Source organism: Enterobacter sp. A8, from assembly GCF_004296595.1.
Taxonomy (GTDB): domain Bacteria; phylum Pseudomonadota; class Gammaproteobacteria; order Enterobacterales; family Enterobacteriaceae; genus Enterobacter; species Enterobacter cloacae.
This window is the reverse complement of sequence record NZ_SCMF01000004.1, coordinates 133,784-152,367: the sequence shown is the minus strand read 5'-3', so window position 1 is coordinate 152,367 and position 18,584 is coordinate 133,784. Positions and strand designations below refer to the sequence as shown.

The 18,584-nt window shown below is 58.0% G+C and carries 18 protein-coding genes; 13 read left to right on the top strand and 5 right to left on the bottom strand.

Annotated elements, in window-relative coordinates:
* Positions 1-96: 96 nt before the first annotated feature.
* From EQV24_RS23855 to xynR, 3 genes are all read left to right on the top strand, one after another.
* Complete coding sequence (locus tag EQV24_RS23855) at positions 97-192, top strand: hypothetical protein (RefSeq protein WP_213014347.1); 96 nt, start codon at positions 97-99, stop codon at positions 190-192.
* Positions 162-1,166 carry an ornithine carbamoyltransferase gene (argF, locus tag EQV24_RS16380; RefSeq protein ID WP_014830469.1) on the top strand — a complete coding sequence of 335 codons (1,005 nt, stop codon included), beginning with the start codon at positions 162-164 and terminating at the stop codon, positions 1,164-1,166. Before EQV24_RS23855 ends, argF (EQV24_RS16380) begins: the two co-directional genes overlap by 31 nt.
* 201 nt (positions 1,167-1,367) lie before the next feature.
* A complete protein-coding gene (gene xynR, locus EQV24_RS16375; protein WP_062934825.1) occupies positions 1,368-2,126 on the top strand; it encodes a DNA-binding transcriptional repressor XynR in 759 nt (252 codons plus the stop codon).
* Positions 2,127-2,130: 4 nt separating this feature from the next.
* Here the strand turns inward: xynR and EQV24_RS16370 are convergent, their stop codons facing one another.
* The 5 genes from EQV24_RS16370 to EQV24_RS16350 form a co-directional block, all read right to left on the bottom strand.
* Positions 2,131-3,738 carry a glycoside hydrolase family 43 protein gene (locus tag EQV24_RS16370; protein WP_130626824.1) on the bottom strand — a complete coding sequence of 536 codons (1,608 nt, stop codon included), beginning with the start codon at positions 3,736-3,738 and terminating at the stop codon, positions 2,131-2,133.
* 11 nt (positions 3,739-3,749) lie between these two features.
* A complete protein-coding gene (locus tag EQV24_RS16365; protein WP_108453437.1) occupies positions 3,750-5,132 on the bottom strand; it encodes an MFS transporter in 1,383 nt (460 codons plus the stop codon).
* Between the two features lie 224 nt (positions 5,133-5,356).
* The gene (gene yagF / locus EQV24_RS16360; RefSeq protein ID WP_130626823.1) at positions 5,357-7,324 is read right to left on the bottom strand and encodes a xylonate dehydratase YagF; all 1,968 of its coding nucleotides are present in this window, start codon (positions 7,322-7,324) and stop codon (positions 5,357-5,359) included.
* A gap of 14 nt (positions 7,325-7,338) precedes the next feature.
* Entirely contained in the window at positions 7,339-8,247 is a 909-nt protein-coding gene (gene yagE / locus EQV24_RS16355) for a 2-keto-3-deoxygluconate aldolase (protein ID WP_130626822.1), read from the bottom strand.
* Between the two features lie 239 nt (positions 8,248-8,486).
* On the bottom strand, positions 8,487-8,939 hold the full coding sequence (locus EQV24_RS16350) for a YhcH/YjgK/YiaL family protein (protein ID WP_047023177.1): 453 nt from the start codon (positions 8,937-8,939) through the stop codon (positions 8,487-8,489).
* 672 nt (positions 8,940-9,611) lie between these two features.
* Here EQV24_RS16350 and arcA point away from each other — a divergent pair.
* The 10 genes from arcA to gbpA all read left to right on the top strand — a co-directional run bounded on the left by arcA (position 9,612) and on the right by gbpA (position 18,549).
* Positions 9,612-10,832 carry an arginine deiminase gene (gene arcA, locus EQV24_RS16345; protein WP_013095371.1) on the top strand — a complete coding sequence of 407 codons (1,221 nt, stop codon included), beginning with the start codon at positions 9,612-9,614 and terminating at the stop codon, positions 10,830-10,832.
* 9 nt (positions 10,833-10,841) lie between these two features.
* A complete protein-coding gene (gene arcC / locus EQV24_RS16340) occupies positions 10,842-11,753 on the top strand; it encodes a carbamate kinase (protein WP_130626821.1) in 912 nt (303 codons plus the stop codon).
* 92 nt (positions 11,754-11,845) lie between these two features.
* On the top strand, positions 11,846-12,850 hold the full coding sequence (gene argF / locus EQV24_RS16335; protein ID WP_013095369.1) for an ornithine carbamoyltransferase: 1,005 nt from the start codon (positions 11,846-11,848) through the stop codon (positions 12,848-12,850).
* A gap of 47 nt (positions 12,851-12,897) precedes the next feature.
* Positions 12,898-14,301, top strand: coding sequence for a YfcC family protein (locus tag EQV24_RS16330; RefSeq protein ID WP_029883481.1), 1,404 nt, complete (start codon positions 12,898-12,900; stop codon positions 14,299-14,301).
* Positions 14,302-14,376: 75 nt separating this feature from the next.
* Entirely contained in the window at positions 14,377-14,856 is a 480-nt protein-coding gene (locus tag EQV24_RS16325; RefSeq protein ID WP_013095367.1) for an ArgR family transcriptional regulator, read from the top strand.
* A gap of 100 nt (positions 14,857-14,956) precedes the next feature.
* Entirely contained in the window at positions 14,957-15,061 is a 105-nt protein-coding gene (locus EQV24_RS16320) for a pyrBI operon leader peptide (RefSeq protein WP_022646880.1), read from the top strand.
* 34 nt (positions 15,062-15,095) lie between these two features.
* Entirely contained in the window at positions 15,096-16,028 is a 933-nt protein-coding gene (pyrB, locus tag EQV24_RS16315; RefSeq protein ID WP_014830458.1) for an aspartate carbamoyltransferase, read from the top strand.
* A 12-nt stretch (positions 16,029-16,040) separates the two neighbouring features.
* Complete coding sequence (gene pyrI / locus EQV24_RS16310) at positions 16,041-16,502, top strand: aspartate carbamoyltransferase regulatory subunit (RefSeq protein WP_013095364.1); 462 nt, start codon at positions 16,041-16,043, stop codon at positions 16,500-16,502.
* 74 nt (positions 16,503-16,576) lie between these two features.
* Entirely contained in the window at positions 16,577-16,963 is a 387-nt protein-coding gene (gene ridA / locus EQV24_RS16305; RefSeq protein WP_130626820.1) for a 2-iminobutanoate/2-iminopropanoate deaminase, read from the top strand.
* A gap of 131 nt (positions 16,964-17,094) precedes the next feature.
* Positions 17,095-18,549: an N-acetylglucosamine-binding protein GbpA gene (gene gbpA, locus EQV24_RS16300; RefSeq protein ID WP_130626819.1), complete on the top strand. Its 1,455-nt coding sequence runs from the start codon at positions 17,095-17,097 to the stop codon at positions 18,547-18,549.
* Positions 18,550-18,584 lie beyond the last annotated feature (35 nt).

The window sequence follows — 18,584 nt, the reverse complement described above, 5'->3', positions numbered from 1 at the left end:
TCATTCCTCTTTAAAGTGCGGCAGATACTTCTATTTTCACACACGGACGTGTTTGCCTCCACCTTTGTGAGAAAGATTTGTTAAACGGGGTTGCAAATGAATAATTACACATATAAAGTGAATTTTAATTCAATAAGTGGCGTTCGCCATGTGAGGATAAAATGTCTGATCTGTACAAGAAACACTTTCTGAAATTGCTCGACTTTACCCCTGCACAGTTTACTTCTCTGCTGACCCTTGCCGCACAGCTCAAAGCCGATAAAAAAAATGGCAAGGAAGTACAGAAGCTTACCGGTAAAAACATCGCGCTCATCTTCGAAAAAGACTCAACCCGTACACGATGCTCTTTCGAAGTTGCCGCATTTGACCAAGGCGCGCGCGTCACGTATTTAGGGCCGAGCGGCAGCCAGATTGGGCATAAAGAGTCAATTAAGGACACCGCGCGCGTGCTGGGGCGGATGTACGACGGCATTCAGTATCGCGGTCACGGCCAGGAAGTGGTCGAGACGCTGGCGCAGTACGCGGGCGTGCCGGTGTGGAACGGGCTGACCAACGAGTTCCACCCAACGCAGCTGCTGGCGGATCTGCTGACCATGCAGGAGCACCTGCCGGGCAAGGCGTTTAACGAGATGACGCTGGTCTACGCGGGCGATGCGCGCAACAACATGGGCAACTCGATGCTGGAAGCGGCGGCGCTGACCGGGCTGGATCTGCGCCTGGTGGCCCCGAAAGCCTGCTGGCCGGAAGAGAGCCTGGTGGCGGAGTGCAGCGCGCTGGCAGAGAAGCACGGCGGCAAAATCACCCTGACGGAAGACGTGGCGGCGGGCGTGAAGGGCGCAGACTTTATCTATACCGATGTGTGGGTGTCGATGGGCGAAGCCAAAGAGAAGTGGGCGGAGCGGATTGCGCTGCTGCGCGGGTATCAGGTGAACGCGCAGATGATGGCGCTCACCGGCAACCCGAACGTGAAGTTCCTGCACTGTCTGCCGGCGTTCCATGACGACCAGACCACGCTCGGCAAGCAGATGGCGAAAGAGTTCGACCTGCACGGCGGGATGGAAGTGACGGACGAGGTGTTTGAGTCGGCGGCGAGCATCGTGTTTGACCAGGCGGAAAACCGGATGCATACGATTAAGGCGGTGATGGTGGCGACGCTTGGGGGTTGATTGGGTCCTCTGCGGTCTGGTGCCCTCACCCCGGCCCTCTCCCACGGGGAGAGGGGGAAAACACTAAAAAACGACAACAGGGTTGTCGTTTTTGCTTTTACCTTGCACGGGGAGAGGGAGCAAACCGGCGCCATTTCATTGATTTTTCACCCCGAAAAAGGTACGTTTTCGCCTTAATTCCAGCGTGGACATACCAGCATTATGCCGATTATTCAGTCTGTTGAACGTGCGTTGCAGATCCTCGACCTGTTCAATGAGCAGGCCACCGAGCTTAAGATCACCGACATCAGCAAACTGATGGGGCTGAGCAAGAGTACCCTCCACTCGCTGCTGAAAACTCTTCAGCTTCACGGCTATATCGATCAGAACCCGGAGAACGGCAAATATCGCCTCGGCATGAAGCTGGTTGAGCGCGGTCATTTCGTCGTGGGCTCCATCGATATTCGGCAGAAGGCGAAAGGCTGGCTGACGGAGCTGTCCCAACGGACCGGGCAGACCACCCATCTGGGGATCCTCGACGGGCGTGAAGGGGTTTATATCGAGAAGATTGAAGGCAAGCTGGCCGCCATCGCCTATTCGCGCATTGGCCGCCGCCTGCCGGTTCACGCCACCGCCATCGGCAAGGTGTTGATTGCCTGGCTGGGCGAGACCGAGCTGAACGCCCTGCTTGAGGGCTATCAGTACACCACCTATACCCCTTCCACCCTCGCCTCTCGCGAAGCATTAATGGCCGCTCTGGCGCAGACCCGCGAGCAGGGCTATGCCCTGGATAGCGAAGAGAACGAGCAGGGGGTGCGCTGCGTGGCGGTGCCGGTGTGGAACCATGAATCCCGCGTGATTGCCGCCCTGAGCCTGTCGACGCTGACCTCGCGCGTGGACGATGCCGGGCTGGCTAATTTCCGCGAGCAGCTTCAGCAGGCCGGGCTCCAGCTTTCACGCGCGCTGGGCTACCCGGCCTGAGCCGTTATGCCGGCTCGTAGGTGAAGTAGTCGAAGTCCGCGTGGCAGCCGTCGCCGCTGATGTCCTCGCAGTGCAGCCCCACAAACGCGCCGGTGAAGAAACCGCGCCCGCCAATGTAGTCGTCCGATAGCTTCCACGCCTCATACGTTACCGGCACGGTGTGCCACGTCTCGCCGTCGAACGAGTAGCTGTAGCGGTAGACCAGCGTATCCACATCCACCCGCAGCCAGACGCTCTCCGCACTCTCCGGCACCGGAATCGGCTGCTCATGCAGCGGCCATGACGGCACGTTGTGGTCGAGCTGAATAACCTTGATGGTTCTCCCCTGCCCCTCCTCGTAGTCCACAAAGCAGTAGCTCCAGTTTTTACTGTTGTAGTAGCAGGTCAGCCCCGCGCTCTGCTGGAAGTGAACCGGCGAGAACTGCATCCGCGTTTCGGAGCGGAAGGCGAAGTGCTGCCAGCGGCGCGCCACGGTCGACTGGGTAAAGGTCGAGTTGAGCGAGTCGTTGCCGTAGAGACGTAAATAGCCGGGGCGCGCGGTGAGCGAGCCGAGGGTGTCGTCGAACGGGATGCGCAGGGTCTGCAGTTCCGGGTCAAGCGTGCTGCCGTCAAAGTCCTCCCGCCAGTTGCCCTGAACGGATGCAGGCTGTTCCGCCACCTGCGGGCCTTTTACGGCTAGTTGCGCGTGCTTGCCGCCTTCCACGTATGGCCAGCCGTCGCGCCATTCAATGCGGGCGATACCGGTCTCGCGGCCCAGCGGACAGTAGCCGCGTCCGCCGGAGGCCAGCAGCGGCACGCCGGGCAGGCGCAGCGGGCGGCTGGTGAGGTAGGCCATGTACCACTCCCCGGTGTGGGTTTGCAGCAGCGAGCCGTGGCCGCTCTTCTGCAGCGGGTTCTCCGGCAGGTGCCAGCTGGTCATCATCGTCACCTCCGGGTGCAGCTCGTACGGCCCGTCGATGGTTTTTGAACGCAGCACCACAACCGCGTGCTCGTAGCTGGTGCCGCCTTCGGCGACCATCAGGTAGTACCATCCCGCGTGGCGATACAGGTGAGCGCCTTCGGTGTAGCAGAGCGGCGTGCCGGTAAACAGGGTTTTGCGCTCGCACGAGAGGGTGCCGGTCTGCGGGTCAAACTCCTGCATCACAATGGTGTTGTGCGGGTTGCTGTGGTGGCGCGGCCCCCACGGACGGTAGAGGTAGTATTTACGGCCATCGTCGTGGAACAGGGATGGGTCAAACCCGCCGTTGCCCATCGGGATCGGATCGCTCCACGGCCCCTCGATGGACGGCGCAGTGACGAGGAAGTTGCGGCCATTTTTCCACGGCGAATCGACAATCTTCACGTCGGTATAGAGCAGCCAGAATTTGCCGTCGGCATAGCTCAGGCACGGTGCCCAGATGCCGCCGGAGTCCGGGTTGCCCTTCATGTCCAGCATCGACACGCGGTCCAGCGGGGTGCTGACCAGCGACCAGTTTTTCAGGTCACGGGAGTGATAGATGCGCACGCTCGGGAACCACTCGAAGGTCGAAGTGGCGATGTAGTAGTCCTCGCCCTGACGGCATAAAGACGGATCCGGGTTGAAGCCGGTGAGTATTGGGTTGGTGATTTCCATATTGCCTCCGGTTAATGGGATGCGGCTGTCGCAGCGTCAGGAACGGCCTCGCCCTGCGCCGCGCGGTGCTTGATCAGCTGCTGGCTGATGGCCTCCACGCGGGCATCGGTGAGCTTATAGAACGACAGCATGATGAACATGCCCACGTAGAGCACCACCGGCACCACGCAGAACAGAATTTTGATGGTGGTCAGCACCTCAACCGGCTGCACGCTGCTGCTGGCGGAGTAGTTGACGTACGCCAGGATCCAGCCCACCACCGCCCCGCCAATCGCCAGGCCAATCTTCAGGCTGAACAGATAGGTGGAGAACACCAGCCCGTCGAGGCGTCGCCCGCTGCGGCTTTCTTCGTAATCCACCACGTCAGAGGCCATCAGCCACTGCAGCGGCGTGGTGGTGTTAAAGACGAACAGGAACAGGATGTTGAGGGCGAAAATCAGGGCGATATGCTCCGCCGGGGTGACGAAAATCAGCAGGCTGATCAGCGAGTAGGCGACGATGATCCACTTGAACGCTTTTACCCGGTCAAAGCGGCCCAGCAGACGGGAGGAGCAGAGCGAGCCAAACATGGTGGCGAGGCTGCCGTAGAGTAAAAACTGGGTCGCCATCTCCGGGTGATCCATCACGTATTTGACGAAGTAGAGCGTGGCCCCGCCGCGTACCACGTTAGAGCAGGTCGCCATCATCTTGAACGCGCACATGATCCGCCACTGGCCGTTGCCCAGCAGCAGCTTAAGGTCTTTCGCCACCGACGAGCCCGGCTGCACCTCAAAGGTGTAGCGCTCTTTGGTGGTATAGAAGCAGACGTAGAGCAGCACCACGCCGGTCAGCCCCAGCACACACATGGCGCCGAAATAGCCCACCTGCTCGTCCCCTTTGCCGATGATGCTCACCAGCGGCAGCGCGATGCCGCTAATGGCAAGCGAGCCCGCCGCCGCCAGGAAGAAACGCCACGACTGCAGGGCGTGACGCTCTTTCGGGTCGGCGGTAATGACGCCCGGCATGGCGCAGTACGGCACGTTAACGAAGGTGTAGACCAGGGTCAGCAGAATGTAGGTTACGCAGGCGTAGATGATTTTGCCCTGCGCAGAGAAATCCGGCGTGTAGAAGGTCAGCATGCAGACGATGCCAAACGGGATCGCCCCCCACAGCAGGAACGGGCGGAACTGGCCGTAGCGCGTGCGGGTGCGGTCCACCAGCAGCCCCATCAGCGGGTCGGTCACGGCGTCGAGCACGCGGGAGACCAAAAACAGCGTGCCCATAATGCCCGCCGACAGGCCAAACACGTCGGTATAAAAGTAGGCCAGCAGGAACATGGTGGCCTGCCAGACAAAGCCGCAGGCGGTGTCACCCAGCCCGTAGCCAATTTTATCTTTCATGGTTAATTGCATCATCATCGCACCTTTATTTTCGTATGCTGATTTCACAACATCGTGTTAATGGAGTGTAATGAGCTGTTCAATTAACCAGCAATGGTCATATCTTATTTCCGAATTACGATATTTTGCTTTTGTGACGCCACCGATATATCGCAACGCATTGTTTAAATTGATAAATTTAAGATACGCGAAAACCGTCCACGGGATATTTCCCGTAGACGGTATCGCTCAGAAAATAATTAAAGTCCGAGTACTTTTTTGCCGGCGTTAATTACCTCGATAATTTTATCGGTGTCATAAATACAGCCTTTCCAGGTGCCGCCGCTCACCGACTGCAATGCCGCCCACAGGCGGGTATCGTCCGGCAAAAAGTCGTGAGGGTGCAGGTCCGGGGGCGTCTGTCTTACTGCCAGCTCGCGCGCGCCCTCTTCCGGCGTCAGCGGGTTTTCTGTGGTGCCGATAAAGTTGACGCTGCCCGTCAGGGTCAGGCGATCCACGGCAATCTCAATGATGTCGTTGTCGCGCAGCTTGCCAATAGGCCCGCCCGCCAGCGCTTCCGGCGACACGTGGCCGAAGCAGGCGCCCGTCGACACCCCCGAGAAGCGCGCATCGGTGATTAACGACACCGTCTTGCCCCACGAGATATGCTTCAGCGCAGAGGTGAGCTGGTAGGTCTCTTCCATGCCGGTACCGGACGGCCCACCGCCGATCACCACCATGATATCGCCCTGTTTAATCTCTTCCTGCTTGATGGCCTTAATGGCCTGAGCTTCCGAGACAAATACCCTTGCCCGGCCCGTATGACGGTAAACGCCATCGTCACCCACCACCGACGGGTCAATGGCCGTGGCCTTGATCACCGAGCCTTCCGGCGCGATGTTGCCCGTCGGGAAGCAGACCGTCGAGGTCAGCCCTCTCGCTTTTGCCTTCTCCGGCGGGAGGATCACATCATCCGGATCCACGCCATCCTGCTCGCTCAGGCACTGGCGAAAGCGCTTCCGGCGCTCGGACGCCTGCCACCAGTCGAGGTTTTCGCCCACCGTCTGGCCGGTGACGGTCATGGCATCCAGATGCAGCAGGCCGAGATCGCGCAGGTGGAGCATCACCTCCGGCACGCCACCCGCAAGGAAGGCGCGCACGGTCGGGTGATAGTCCGGGCCGTTGGGCAGCACGCTGACCAGGCGCGGCACCCTGCGGTTGACGCGTGTCCAGTGTTCTACGTCCGGAATAGTGCAGCCCGCCGCGTGGGCGATGGCCGGGATGTGCAGCAGTAAATTGGTGGAGCCGCCGAACGCCGCGTGGATCACCATGGCGTTTTCGATGGCTTTATCGGTGAGGATATCGCGCGTGGTGATGCCGCGGTTATCCAGCTCGCTCACCGCCCGCGCCGACTGGCGGGCAATTTCCAGCCACACCGCCTGCCCGGACGGCGCCAGCGCGGAGTGCGGAAGCGCCAGACCTAGCGCTTCCGCCACCACCTGCGAGGTGCCCGCCGTGCCGAGGAACTGACACCCGCCGCCCGGCGAGGCGCAGGCGCGACAGCCCAGCTCGGCGGCCTCCTGCAATGACAGTTCGTGGTTAGCAAAGCGCGCGCCGATGGTCTGCACCTTGCCCGCGTCTTCCCCCACGGTCGGCGGCAGCGTCGCCCCGCCCGGCACCAGAATGGTCGGCAGATTGTGCATCGAGGCCAGCGCAATCATGGTGGCAGGCAGCCCTTTATCGCAGGTCGCCACGCCAATGACCGCCCGGCGCGTCGGCAGGGAGCGAATCAGACGACGAAACACAATCGCCGCATCGTTGCGGTACGGCAGGGAATCAAACATGCCGTGCGTGCCCTGAGAACGGCCGTCGCACGGATCGCTGACGAAGGCCGCAAACGGGATCCCGCCGTTGCGGGTGATCTCCTTCGCCGCGGCCTGCATCTGCATGCCGATCTCCCAGTGCCCGGTGTGGTAGCCCAGCGCAACCGGTCGTCCGTCCCCGGCGCGGATGCCGCCCTGGGTGCCAATAATCAGCACCTCTTTGCCGGTCAGCTTGTTGGCGTCCCAGCCCATCCCGGCGTTCTGGGTCATGCCGAACAGGTTGCCGCTGGGGGATTCCATCAGCATCTGCGGAGTCAGCGGCAGCGCGCCCTGCGGCCCCGCCGCATGGGTGATGACGGCATAAAACGCATCATCCTGCGGGGTGTAAATTTTCTCGATGGTCATGGTTATCGTCCGGCTCAGCAGAGCTTGAGCTGTTGCAGCAGGGTTTTCAGCTGCGCCTTACGCGGCTCGTCCAGCGCAAAGGCGGGCGGCAGCACGTGCGTGGAAATCGGGCGGCCGCAGAGCACAATCGCCTCTTTAATGACGTTCACAAACGGCGTATCCAGCTGATACATCTGCGGTATTTGCAGTAAGGTCTGATGATACTCAGCCGCTTTCGCCACGTCTTTATCCCGCCAGGCTTTCAGAAGATTCACCGACACCTGCGGAGCAAAGTTGCCGCTGGCCGAGATCGCCCCATCGCCGCCGAGCAGCAGGGTATTAAACAGATGATCGTCGTAGCCGCACAGCACGGTGAAGTGCGGATGGGCGGCTTTGACGGTGTGGATCATGCTGCGCAGATGGGCCACGGAGTCAATGGTGTCTTTAATGCCGACGATGTTGCTGCGCGAGTCGGCCAGGGTTTTCACCAGCGCCGGCGTCAGATCCTGCCCGGTCAGCGCCGGGAAGTTATAGAGGATCACCGGCAGCGTGACGCTGTCGGCCACCTGCTCGAAATAGCGGATCAGGTTCGCTTCAGACACCTTCCAGTAGTAGGGGTTGATCACCACGATACCGTCCGCCCCCGCCTGCTGGGCGTGCTGGCTCAGTTCAATGGTTTCCCGGGCGTTGGTGCCACCGGTGCCGATCAGCACCGGCACACGACGATCGACGTGATCGATAGCAAAGCGGGCAATGGTTTTACGCTCTTCGGCGCTGAGCTGGGAGAACTCACCGCCGCTGCCCAGGAAGAACAGGCCGTCAACGCCTGCCGCGATCAGATCGTCGATCAGCGCGGCGGTGCCCGGCTTATCAAGCTGGCCATCGGCGGTAAAAATGGTGGAGACAGGGGGAATGATTCCCGTGAACAACGCGGACTGCGGCATGAGAGCTCCTTGCTGAATCATTTTGTTCTACATTATAGAACAGCGTTCATTAATTTAACGATCATACTATGACGCAGAAAAAGCGCAGGTAAATGAGAGATGAGGAGGGAGTGTGGGAAGTTTAAGCTGGATCACATTATGCGTGGGTGCGGTCTGATGCCCTCACCCTGACCCTCTCCCACAGGGAGAGGGAACTTTTACACCCTCTCCCTGTGGGAGAGGGTCAGGGTGAGGGAAAATTACCCCACCAACATCTTAACAACCACTTTCCTGACCTTAGCAGGCGCCCCCACCGCGCACAGCGGCTTATGTACTTCACCCGGCCAGAACACCACGAAATCCCCTTCGCTCAGCACCACGGTTTTCTCCTGCTCGCCCTCCGGCAGGAACGCGATGTCTTTATCCGCCAGCCAGTCGGTGTCCGGCGTGCCGTGTGGCAAGGTACTGAACGTCATCCCTTCCTGCCCTTTGAGCACAATCTGAATGTCCAGATAGCGCGCATGGTACTCCGCGCGGCGCTCGGCAAACGGCTGGGTCATGTCTTCGGAGACCAGATAAAACAGGTTGTTGCCGTTGATGTCATGTTTGCCCGACGGGGTGGCGTCGGTGACGTGGGCTTTAACATGCTCGATGGCCAGACGCAGGGGTTCCGGTAGCCAGGCTTGCAGATGGTGGATGTTGCCGATAATCATAATTAAACCCTCATAATAAAACACCGTTTCATTTTCATCTTTTATATGAGAATTCAAACTGCCATACCAGCCCTTTTTCGCGGAGAGTTGCGCGAACGCATGTTTATCGGGAAAGGTGTTAATCTGCTGTTAATCCCTCACAGGCATTTATGCAGTTGTTATGCATAACCTCAGCGCGTCGTGACGATGCCGTGTCGCTAACTCACTGATTGTACTGCCTTCATCATAAAACTCGCGCCAGCTTCACACTTTATCATTTTGATTATTTGCTATTAAATTCCATAATTATTTATTGATTTTTCTTAAGTCAAAAATAGTTAATTGGCTATTGTGCATAGTCATTCCGCACATCAAATAAAATCATTTAAAATCAATAGCATAATCAAATATGTCAAAACATTAAATTCTACAAAATAATAACAACCTCAAATAATGCCAACGGATCCTGCTTAGCTATTCACCGGCTAATAATATCAAATTAATCATTATCTGATGCGAATCATGCAAATGAAAACAAACTACTCAATACCTAATTTCACGTGAGCAACATCACAATACGGTTTATTTAAGCGCCTACTATTGACCACGAAATCAATTGAGCTTAGCCGCCATATCATTACACGAATATGGCGCATGCCCTTTTTATTCTGAAAAACAGTTAAAGGAATAATTATGGAAAAGCATTATGTCGGTTCTGAAATTGGTCAATTGCGTAGCGTGATGCTGCACCGCCCTAATTTAAGTCTTAAGCGCTTAACGCCATCAAACTGTCAGGAGCTGTTATTTGATGATGTGCTCTCGGTTGAGCGGGCGGGTGAGGAGCATGACATTTTCGCAAACACGCTGCGCGAGCAGGGTGTGGAAGTCCTGCTGTTGACCGACCTTCTCACTCAAACGCTTGATATTGCAGAGGCGAAAGCCTGGCTGCTGGAGACGCAAATCTCCGACTACCGTCTCGGCCCAACCTTTGCCAGCGACGTGCGCGGCTGGCTGGCAGATATGCCGCACCGGGAACTGGCGCGCAGACTGAGCGGCGGATTAACCTACGGTGAAATTCCGGCGGCGATTAAAAATATGGTGGTGGATACCCACACGGCGAATGATTTTATTATGAAGCCGCTGCCAAACCATTTATTTACCCGCGATACCTCGTGCTGGATTTATAACGGCGTCTCCATTAACCCGATGGCCAAACCGGCCCGCCAGCGTGAAACCAATAACCTGCGAGCCATATATCGCTGGCACCCGGCATTCGCCGATGGCGAATTTATTAAGTATTTCGGCGACGAGAATATTAATTATGACCACGCCACCCTGGAGGGCGGCGACGTATTAGTGATTGGCCGCGGCGCGGTATTAATTGGCATGTCTGAACGCACCACCCCGCAGGGCGTGGAGTTCCTCGCTAACAGCCTGTTTAAACATCGCCAGGCCGAGCGCGTGATTGCCGTTGAGCTGCCAAAACACCGCTCCTGCATGCACCTCGACACCGTCATGACCCACATCGACGTGGACACCTTCTCCGTCTACCCGGAAGTGGTGCGTAAAGACGCCCAGTGCTGGACGCTCACCCCGGACGGACGCGGCGGCCTGCTGCGCACCCAGGAAACCGACCTGCTGCACGCCATCGAGAAAGCGCTCGGCATTAATCAGGTACGCCTGATCACCACTGGCGGCGACGCCTTTGAAGCCGAGCGCGAGCAGTGGAACGACGCCAACAACGTGCTCACCATCCGCCCGGGCGTGGTGATCGGCTACGAGCGCAACGTCTGGACCAACGAGAAATACGACAAAGCGGGGATCACCGTGCTGCCTATCCCGGGCGACGAGCTGGGACGCGGTCGCGGCGGCGCGCGCTGCATGAGCTGCCCACTGGAACGCGACGGAATTTAAGGAGCCACTATGGAACGAAAACCCACTCTGGTTGTGGCCCTGGGCGGCAACGCATTGCTCAAACGCGGCGAACCGCTAGAAGCCGAGATCCAGCGTAAAAACATCGATCTCGCGGCCCGTACCATCGCCGGGCTGACGGAGCAGTGGCGCGTGGTGCTGGTGCACGGCAACGGGCCGCAGGTCGGGCTGCTGGCGCTGCAGAACAGCGCCTACGACAAAGTCGCCCCCTACCCGCTGGACGTTCTCGGCGCCGAAAGCCAGGGGATGATCGGCTACATGCTCCAGCAGGCGCTGAAAAACAGCCTGCCCCAGCGCGAGGTGAGCGTCCTGCTCACCCAGGTGGAGGTGGACGCCGCCGACCCGGCCTTCAGCAACCCGACCAAGTACATCGGCCCGGTCTACAGCGAAGCCCAGGCAAAAACGCTACAGGCAGAGAAAGGCTGGGTGTTCAAGGCCGACGGCAGCTACTTCCGCCGCGTGGTGCCCTCTCCGCAGCCGAAACGCATCGTTGAGAACGATGCCATCGCGGCGCTGATCCAGCGCGACCACCTGGTGATTTGCAACGGCGGTGGCGGCGTGCCGGTGGTGGAAAACGCCAATGGCTATCACGGCATTGAGGCGGTGATCGACAAAGATCTCTCCGCCGCCCTGCTGGCGCGCCAGATTGAGGCGGATGCCCTGCTGATCCTCACCGATGCCGACGCGGTGTACCTCGACTGGGGCAAACCAACCCAGCGTCCGCTGGCACAGGTGACGCCGGAACTGCTCAAGGGCATGGCGTTCGACGCCGGTTCAATGGGGCCGAAAGTGGCCGCCTGCCGCGAGTTTGTTGAGGCCTGCAACGGGATTGCCGGGATCGGCGCGCTGGCCGACGGCGCGGAGATCCTCGCGGGCGAGAAAGGCACGTTGATTCGTAACTGAATAACTTCCCCCTCACCCGACTCTCCCTCTCCCCGTGGGAGAGGGCCGGGGTGAGGGCACCAGACAGCAAAATTTTAAAAAGGATTTCCCACATGACCATCAACCTGAAAAACCGCAACTTCCTCAAACTGCTGGACTATACCCCGGCGGAGATCCAGTACCTGATCGACCTCGCCATCGAACTGAAGGCCGCCAAAAAAGCCGGACGTGAGAAGCAAACCCTGGTCGGGAAAAACATCGCCCTGATTTTTGAAAAAACCTCCACCCGCACCCGCTGCGCCTTTGAAGTGGGCGCATTTGACCAGGGCGCGCAGGTCACCTACCTCGGCCCAAGCGGCTCGCAGATTGGCCATAAAGAGTCGATGAAAGACACCGCCCGCGTGCTGGGCCGCATGTATGACGGCATCGAGTATCGCGGCTACGGCCAGGCCATCGTCGAAGAGCTGGGCGAGTACGCGGGCGTGCCGGTATGGAACGGCCTGACTGACGAGTTCCACCCCACTCAAATCCTCGCCGATCTGATGACCATGCTGGAGCACTCGCCGGGCAAAACCCTGCCGGAGCTGAGCTTTGCCTATCTGGGCGACGCGCGCAACAACATGGGCAACTCGCTGATGGTCGGTGCGGCCAAGATGGGAATGGATATCCGCCTGGTGGCACCAAAGTCCTTCTGGCCGGAAGCGGGGCTGGTTGAGCAGTGCCGCGCCATCGCAAAAGAAACGGGCGCACGCATCACCCTTACCGACGACGTAGAAGAAGGCGTGCAGGGGGCCGATTTCCTCTACACCGACGTGTGGGTCTCCATGGGCGAGCCGAAGGAAGCCTGGGCCGAGCGCGTCAGCCTGATGAAGCCGTATCAAATCAATGCGCAGGTGATGAAGGCCACCGGCAACCCGAACGTCAAGTTTATGCACTGCCTGCCGGCGTTTCACAACGAACACACCAAAGTGGGCCGCGAAATTGAGATGGCCTACGGCCTGAAAGGGCTGGAGGTGACGGAAGAGGTCTTTGAATCACCAAACTCTATTGTCTTCGACGAAGCAGAAAACCGTATGCACACCATAAAAGCCGTCATGGTGGCGACACTCGGCGACTAATCACCGCCCGGCGCGCCACGGGGTGCGCCGGGGTTCAGGAGAACATCATGGGCAAGTTTAAGTTTCCCTCCGCTTACACCATTCTCTTTTTTCTGATTGCCGTCGTGGCCGTGCTGACGTGGATTATTCCGGCCGGACAGTACCATATGGCAATGAACGAGGCGCTCGGCAAGGACGTGCCGGTTGCCGGGACCTACGCGCACGTGGCGGCCCACCCGCAGGGGCTGGTTTCCGTACTGATGGCTCCCATTGCCGGGCTGTACGATCCGGAGTCCGGCCAGGCCGGGGCGATCGACGTAGCGCTGTTTATCCTGATCATCGGGGGATTTCTCGGGATCGTCACCAAAACCGGGGCGATCGACGCCGGGATCGAGCGCGTCACCACGCGATTACGCGGGCGTGAAGAGTGGATGATCCCGATCCTGATGGCGCTGTTCGCCGCAGGCGGCACCATCTACGGCATGGCCGAAGAGTCACTGCCGTTCTACACCCTGCTGGTGCCGGTGATGCTGGCCGCCCGTTTTGATCCGGTTGTTGCGGCCTCCACCGTGTTGCTCGGCGCGGGGATCGGCACGCTCGGCTCTACCATCAACCCCTTCGCCACGGTGATCGCCGCCAACGCCGCCGGGATCCCCTTCACCAACGGGATCGCCCTGCGCGTGGCGCTGCTGGTCATCGGCTGGATCATCTGCGTGGCGTGGGTAATGCGTTACGCCCGTAAGGTGCGCCAGGATCCGTCTCTCTCCATCGTTGCAGACAAACAGGAAGAGAACCGCGCCCATTTCCTCGGTAACAAAGACGCACAGACGCTGGAATTTACCCCGGTGCGCAAAATCATCCTGGTCATTTTCGCCCTCGCCTTCGCGGTGATGATTTACGGCGTGGCGGTGCTGGGCTGGTGGATGGCGGAGATCTCGGCGGTGTTTCTCGCCAGCGCCATTATCGTGGGGCTTATCGCCCGCATGAGCGAAGAGGAGCTGACCTCAACGTTTATTAACGGCGCACGAGATTTGCTGGGCGTCGCGCTGATTATCGGCATCGCCCGCGGTATCGTAGTCATCATGGATAAGGGCATGATTACCCACACCATTTTGCACAGCGCGGAAGGGCTGGTCAGCGGGTTATCCACGGTGGCGTTTATCAACGTGATGTACTGGCTGGAGGTGGTGCTGTCGTTTCTTGTGCCTTCTTCATCCGGCCTGGCCGTTCTGACGATGCCGATCATGGCACCGCTTGCCGATTTCGCTAACGTCAACCGCGACCTGGTAGTCACGGCTTACCAGTCAGCCTCCGGTATCGTTAACCTGGTGACGCCCACCTCCGCGGTGGTTATGGGCGGGCTGGCTATCGCCCGCGTGCCCTATGTGCGCTACCTGAAATGGGTGGCGCCGCTGCTGGGGATACTCACGGTGGTGATCATGGTGGCGTTAAGCCTGGGGGCAGTATTGTGATGTTTTGACGTTGTAGGCCCGGTAAGCGTAGCGCCACCGGGCGTTTTGTTTCAGCCACTTACATGGGAAATAGTTATGACGGAATATGGTGATTACTCTCCAAAAGAACAGCTACAGCTGACGGTCTGTCAGCGCCTGATCGCAGAAAAGAGCTATCTCTCCCAGGAAGAGATTCGCCGCGATTTGCAGGAGCGTGGTTTTGAGACCATCAGCCAGTCCACCGTTTCACGTCTGCTCAAGTTGCTTGGTGTCATAAAAATTCGAAATGCCAAAGGGCTAAAGATTTATTCGTTGAATCCTCTTCTGCGCCCTGCCCCCGACGCCGCACGTACCGTTTCCGAAATGGTGGTCAGCGTGGAGCATAATAGCGAATTTATCCTTATTCATACCGTGGCCGGATATGGCCGCGCGGTGGCGCGCATTCTGGATTATCACCAGTTACCGGAAATTTTAGGCGTGGTTGCCGGAAGCAGTATTGTCTGGGTCGCCCCCCGGGTGGTGAAGCGTACCGCGCTGGTGCATAAGCAAATTAATTATTTACTCAGAACGCATTAATATTCACATAGAACCGTTTGCATTGAGTAAAGCGTGCATTAAATTGCTTGATCCGGACATCGGGGTGCGTATAATGCCCGACAATTTGCCGGGAGGAAGCATGGTCAAGCGTGTTCGACATAACGTCTTACCGCGTCTGAAATCAGACGCTGGCCTGCCGTTTTTCTTCCCGTTGCTAAACCTATTCCCAGAGCCCCTCATTTGAGGGGCTTTTTTTTGCCCGGCGTCAGGAGATAAACATGAATCCGCTTTATCAAAAACACATCATTTCCATAAACGACCTCAGCCGCGAAGAGCTGGAACTGGTTCTGGAAACCGCGGCAAAACTGAAGGCCAATCCGCAACCGGAGCTGCTGAAGCACAAGGTGATTGCGAGCTGCTTCTTTGAAGCCTCGACCCGCACGCGCCTCTCCTTTGAAACCTCCATGCACCGCCTGGGCGCGAGCGTGGTGGGCTTCTCAGACAGCAGCAACACGTCGCTGGGTAAAAAAGGCGAAACCCTGGCGGATACGATTTCAGTGATCAGCACCTACGTTGACGCGATTGTAATGCGTCACCCGCAGGAGGGCGCGGCCCGTCTGGCGACCGAGTTCTCCGGCGGTATTCCGGTGCTGAACGCCGGTGACGGTGCCAACCAGCATCCGACGCAGACCCTGCTGGATCTGTTCACCATTCAGGAGACCCAGGGCCGTCTGGAAAACCTGAACATCGCCATGGTAGGTGACCTGAAATATGGCCGCACGGTTCACTCCCTGACCCAGGCGCTGGCGAAATTCAACGGCAACCGCTTCTTCTTCATCGCCCCGGACGCGCTGGCGATGCCGCAGTACATTCTCGACATGCTGGATGAAAAAGGCATTCCGTGGAGCCTGCACGCCAGCATCGAAGAGGTGATGGGCAACGTGGATATTCTGTATATGACCCGTGTGCAGAAAGAGCGTCTGGATCCGTCCGAGTACGCCAACGTGAAGGCGCAGTTTGTGCTGCGCGCCAGCGACCTCGAGGGTGCGCGCGACAACATGAAGGTGCTGCACCCGCTGCCGCGCATCGATGAGATCACCACAGACGTGGATAAAACGCCGCACGCCTGGTACTTCCAGCAGGCCGGAAACGGCATCTTCGCCCGCCAGGCGTTACTGGCACTGGTTCTGAATCGCGAATTGGCTCTGTAAGGGGAAACGACAATGACACACGATAACAAACTCCAGGTTGAAGCCATCAAACGTGGCACCGTGATTGACCACATCCCTGCGCAGGTCGGCTTTAAGCTGCTGACGCTGTTCAAACTGACCGAAACCGACCAGCGCATCACCATTGGCCTGAACCTGCCGTCAGGCGAAATGGGCCGCAAGGACCTGATCAAGATCGAGAATACTTTCCTGACCGACGAGCAGGTTAACCAGCTGTCGCTGTACGCGCCGGACGCCACCGTTAACCGCATCGACAATTACGACGTGGTGGGCAAATCACGCCCAAGCCTGCCGGAGCGGATTGAGAGCGTGCTGGTTTGCCCGAACAGCAACTGCATCAGCCACGCGGAGCCGGTCTCCTCCAGCTTCGCAGTGAAAAAACGCGCCGATGACATCGCACTCAAATGCAAATACTGCGAAAAAGAGTTTTCTCATTATGTGGTGCTGGCCAACTAATTGAGGTTGGTAAAGGATCCCGGCCTCCCTATAATGGCCGGGACTCTTAAATCAGCTGTTATTCTGGAGAAATCATGACCAAAGTACTCGCGACGGAAAATGCACCAGCGGCTATCGGCCCATACGTTCAGGGCGTTGATCTGGGTAGCATGATTATTACCTCTGGCCAGATCCCGGTGAACCCGAAGACCGGTGAAGTGCCAGCCGACGTAGCGGCGCAGGCACGTCAGTCGCTGGAAAACCTGCAGGCGATTGTGGAATCCGCAGGCCTGAAAGTGGGCGACATCGTGAAAACCACCGTTTTCGTGAAAGATCTGAACGATTTCGCCACCGTTAACGCCACTTATGAAGCGTTCTTCACCGAGCATAACGCCTCTTTCCCGGCGCGCTCCTGCGTGGAAGTGGCTCGTCTGCCAAAAGACGTGAAAATTGAAATCGAAGCGATTGCCGTACGTCGCTGATTGATAGTAGCAGAGAATGGGCGGCTTCGGCTGTCCATTTTTTTTGGTTATTTTTCCTCTCACCACAGCATGACCTTCCCCACCCGCCATTAATAACATCACCCTGCGTATTTATTATTAATGGACTAACAATGAAATTATCAAAGATTGCCCTTGCGATGGCGACCCTGACCGTTGCCTCATCCGCTTTAGCGCACGGATATATTGAGTCTCCTGCCAGCCGCGCTTATATGTGCAAGCTCGGTCAAAACATTGACTGTGGCTCCGTTCAGTATGAACCGCAGAGCGTGGAGAAAACCTCCGGCTTCCCGGGCGGTGCGATGCCGCCAGACGGCCAGCTTGCCAGCGCGGGAATTGCGAATTACTCCCAGCTGGATAAACAGAGCCTGAACGCGTGGACGAAAAGCCCCATGACTGCCGGCCCACATGAGTTTGTCTGGTATCACACCGCGCCGCACAAAACCACCAACTGGCGTTACTACATCACCAAACAAAACTGGGATCCGAATAAACCCCTGACCCGCGATCAGTTTGAATTAACCCCGTTCTGTACCTTGAATGGAAATGGCCAGGCCCCCGCGATGCGCAAAGCCATGACCTGTAATGTACCTGCGCGAACGGGTTACCAGGTGATTTATGGCGTCTGGGAAATAGCGGATACCTCAAACAGTTTCTACCAGGCCATTGACGTTGATTTTGGTAACGGCGGCAATGTTACCCCGGATGACGGTGCCAGCATCGAATCAGAGTGGAGCAAGGTCCTCAGCGACCAGATTGCGGGAAATAACCTGAACGTCGGCGATAAGGTCATTGCCCGCTTCTTCGATGCGCACGGTGAAGTGACGTCCTTGCGCACGGAAATAACGATCGCCACGGCCGCGCAGGGGGATGCCAACCAGTGGTCGTACGATCTGGCGCAGAAAATTAACACCGCGCACCAGGACATTCGCGTCGGCGTGAAGGATGAGGGCGGCGAGATTAGCCCGGTCCATGGCGCGAACAGCGTCTTCGTCAAAGAGGGCAGCGCCCTGCAGTCCGTTGCGATTTCGTACGAAGAGCAGAAGGCAGAGGTCAATGAAACCATCGCCGTCAGCAATTTGCACTACAGCAAAATCGAGAACGGCAATGCGACCGTCACCTTCCATGTGAATACTCACGGTAACGTCAATTTCGAAGCCCACGTCATGAACCATCACGGGGCGGAAAAAGGGTATCTGAAGCAGGAGATGAATAACGTGAATCAGGACGTCACCCTGACGCTGACCGGCGTTGAGACGGGTCACCACATGCTGAAGTACTACGCCACCAATAAAGACGGCACGCTGTTTGCGCAGGATGTGCTGAACCTGATGCTGGAAGAGGAAGCCGCGGCGGACAACAGCACCAGTCAGCATGATTACATCTTCCCGGATAACATCGCGTCGTACAAAGCAGGCACCGTGGTGCTGCAGCCAAAAGACGGTAAGACCTACCAGTGTAAGCCTTTCCCGTACAGCGGTTACTGCGTGCAGTGGAGCAAGTATGCGACCCAGTTTGAGCCGGGCACAGGTTCACACTGGAAAGAGGCGTGGGTGCTTAAGCACTAGTCCCCTCACCCTAACCCTCTCCCCAAAGGGGAGAG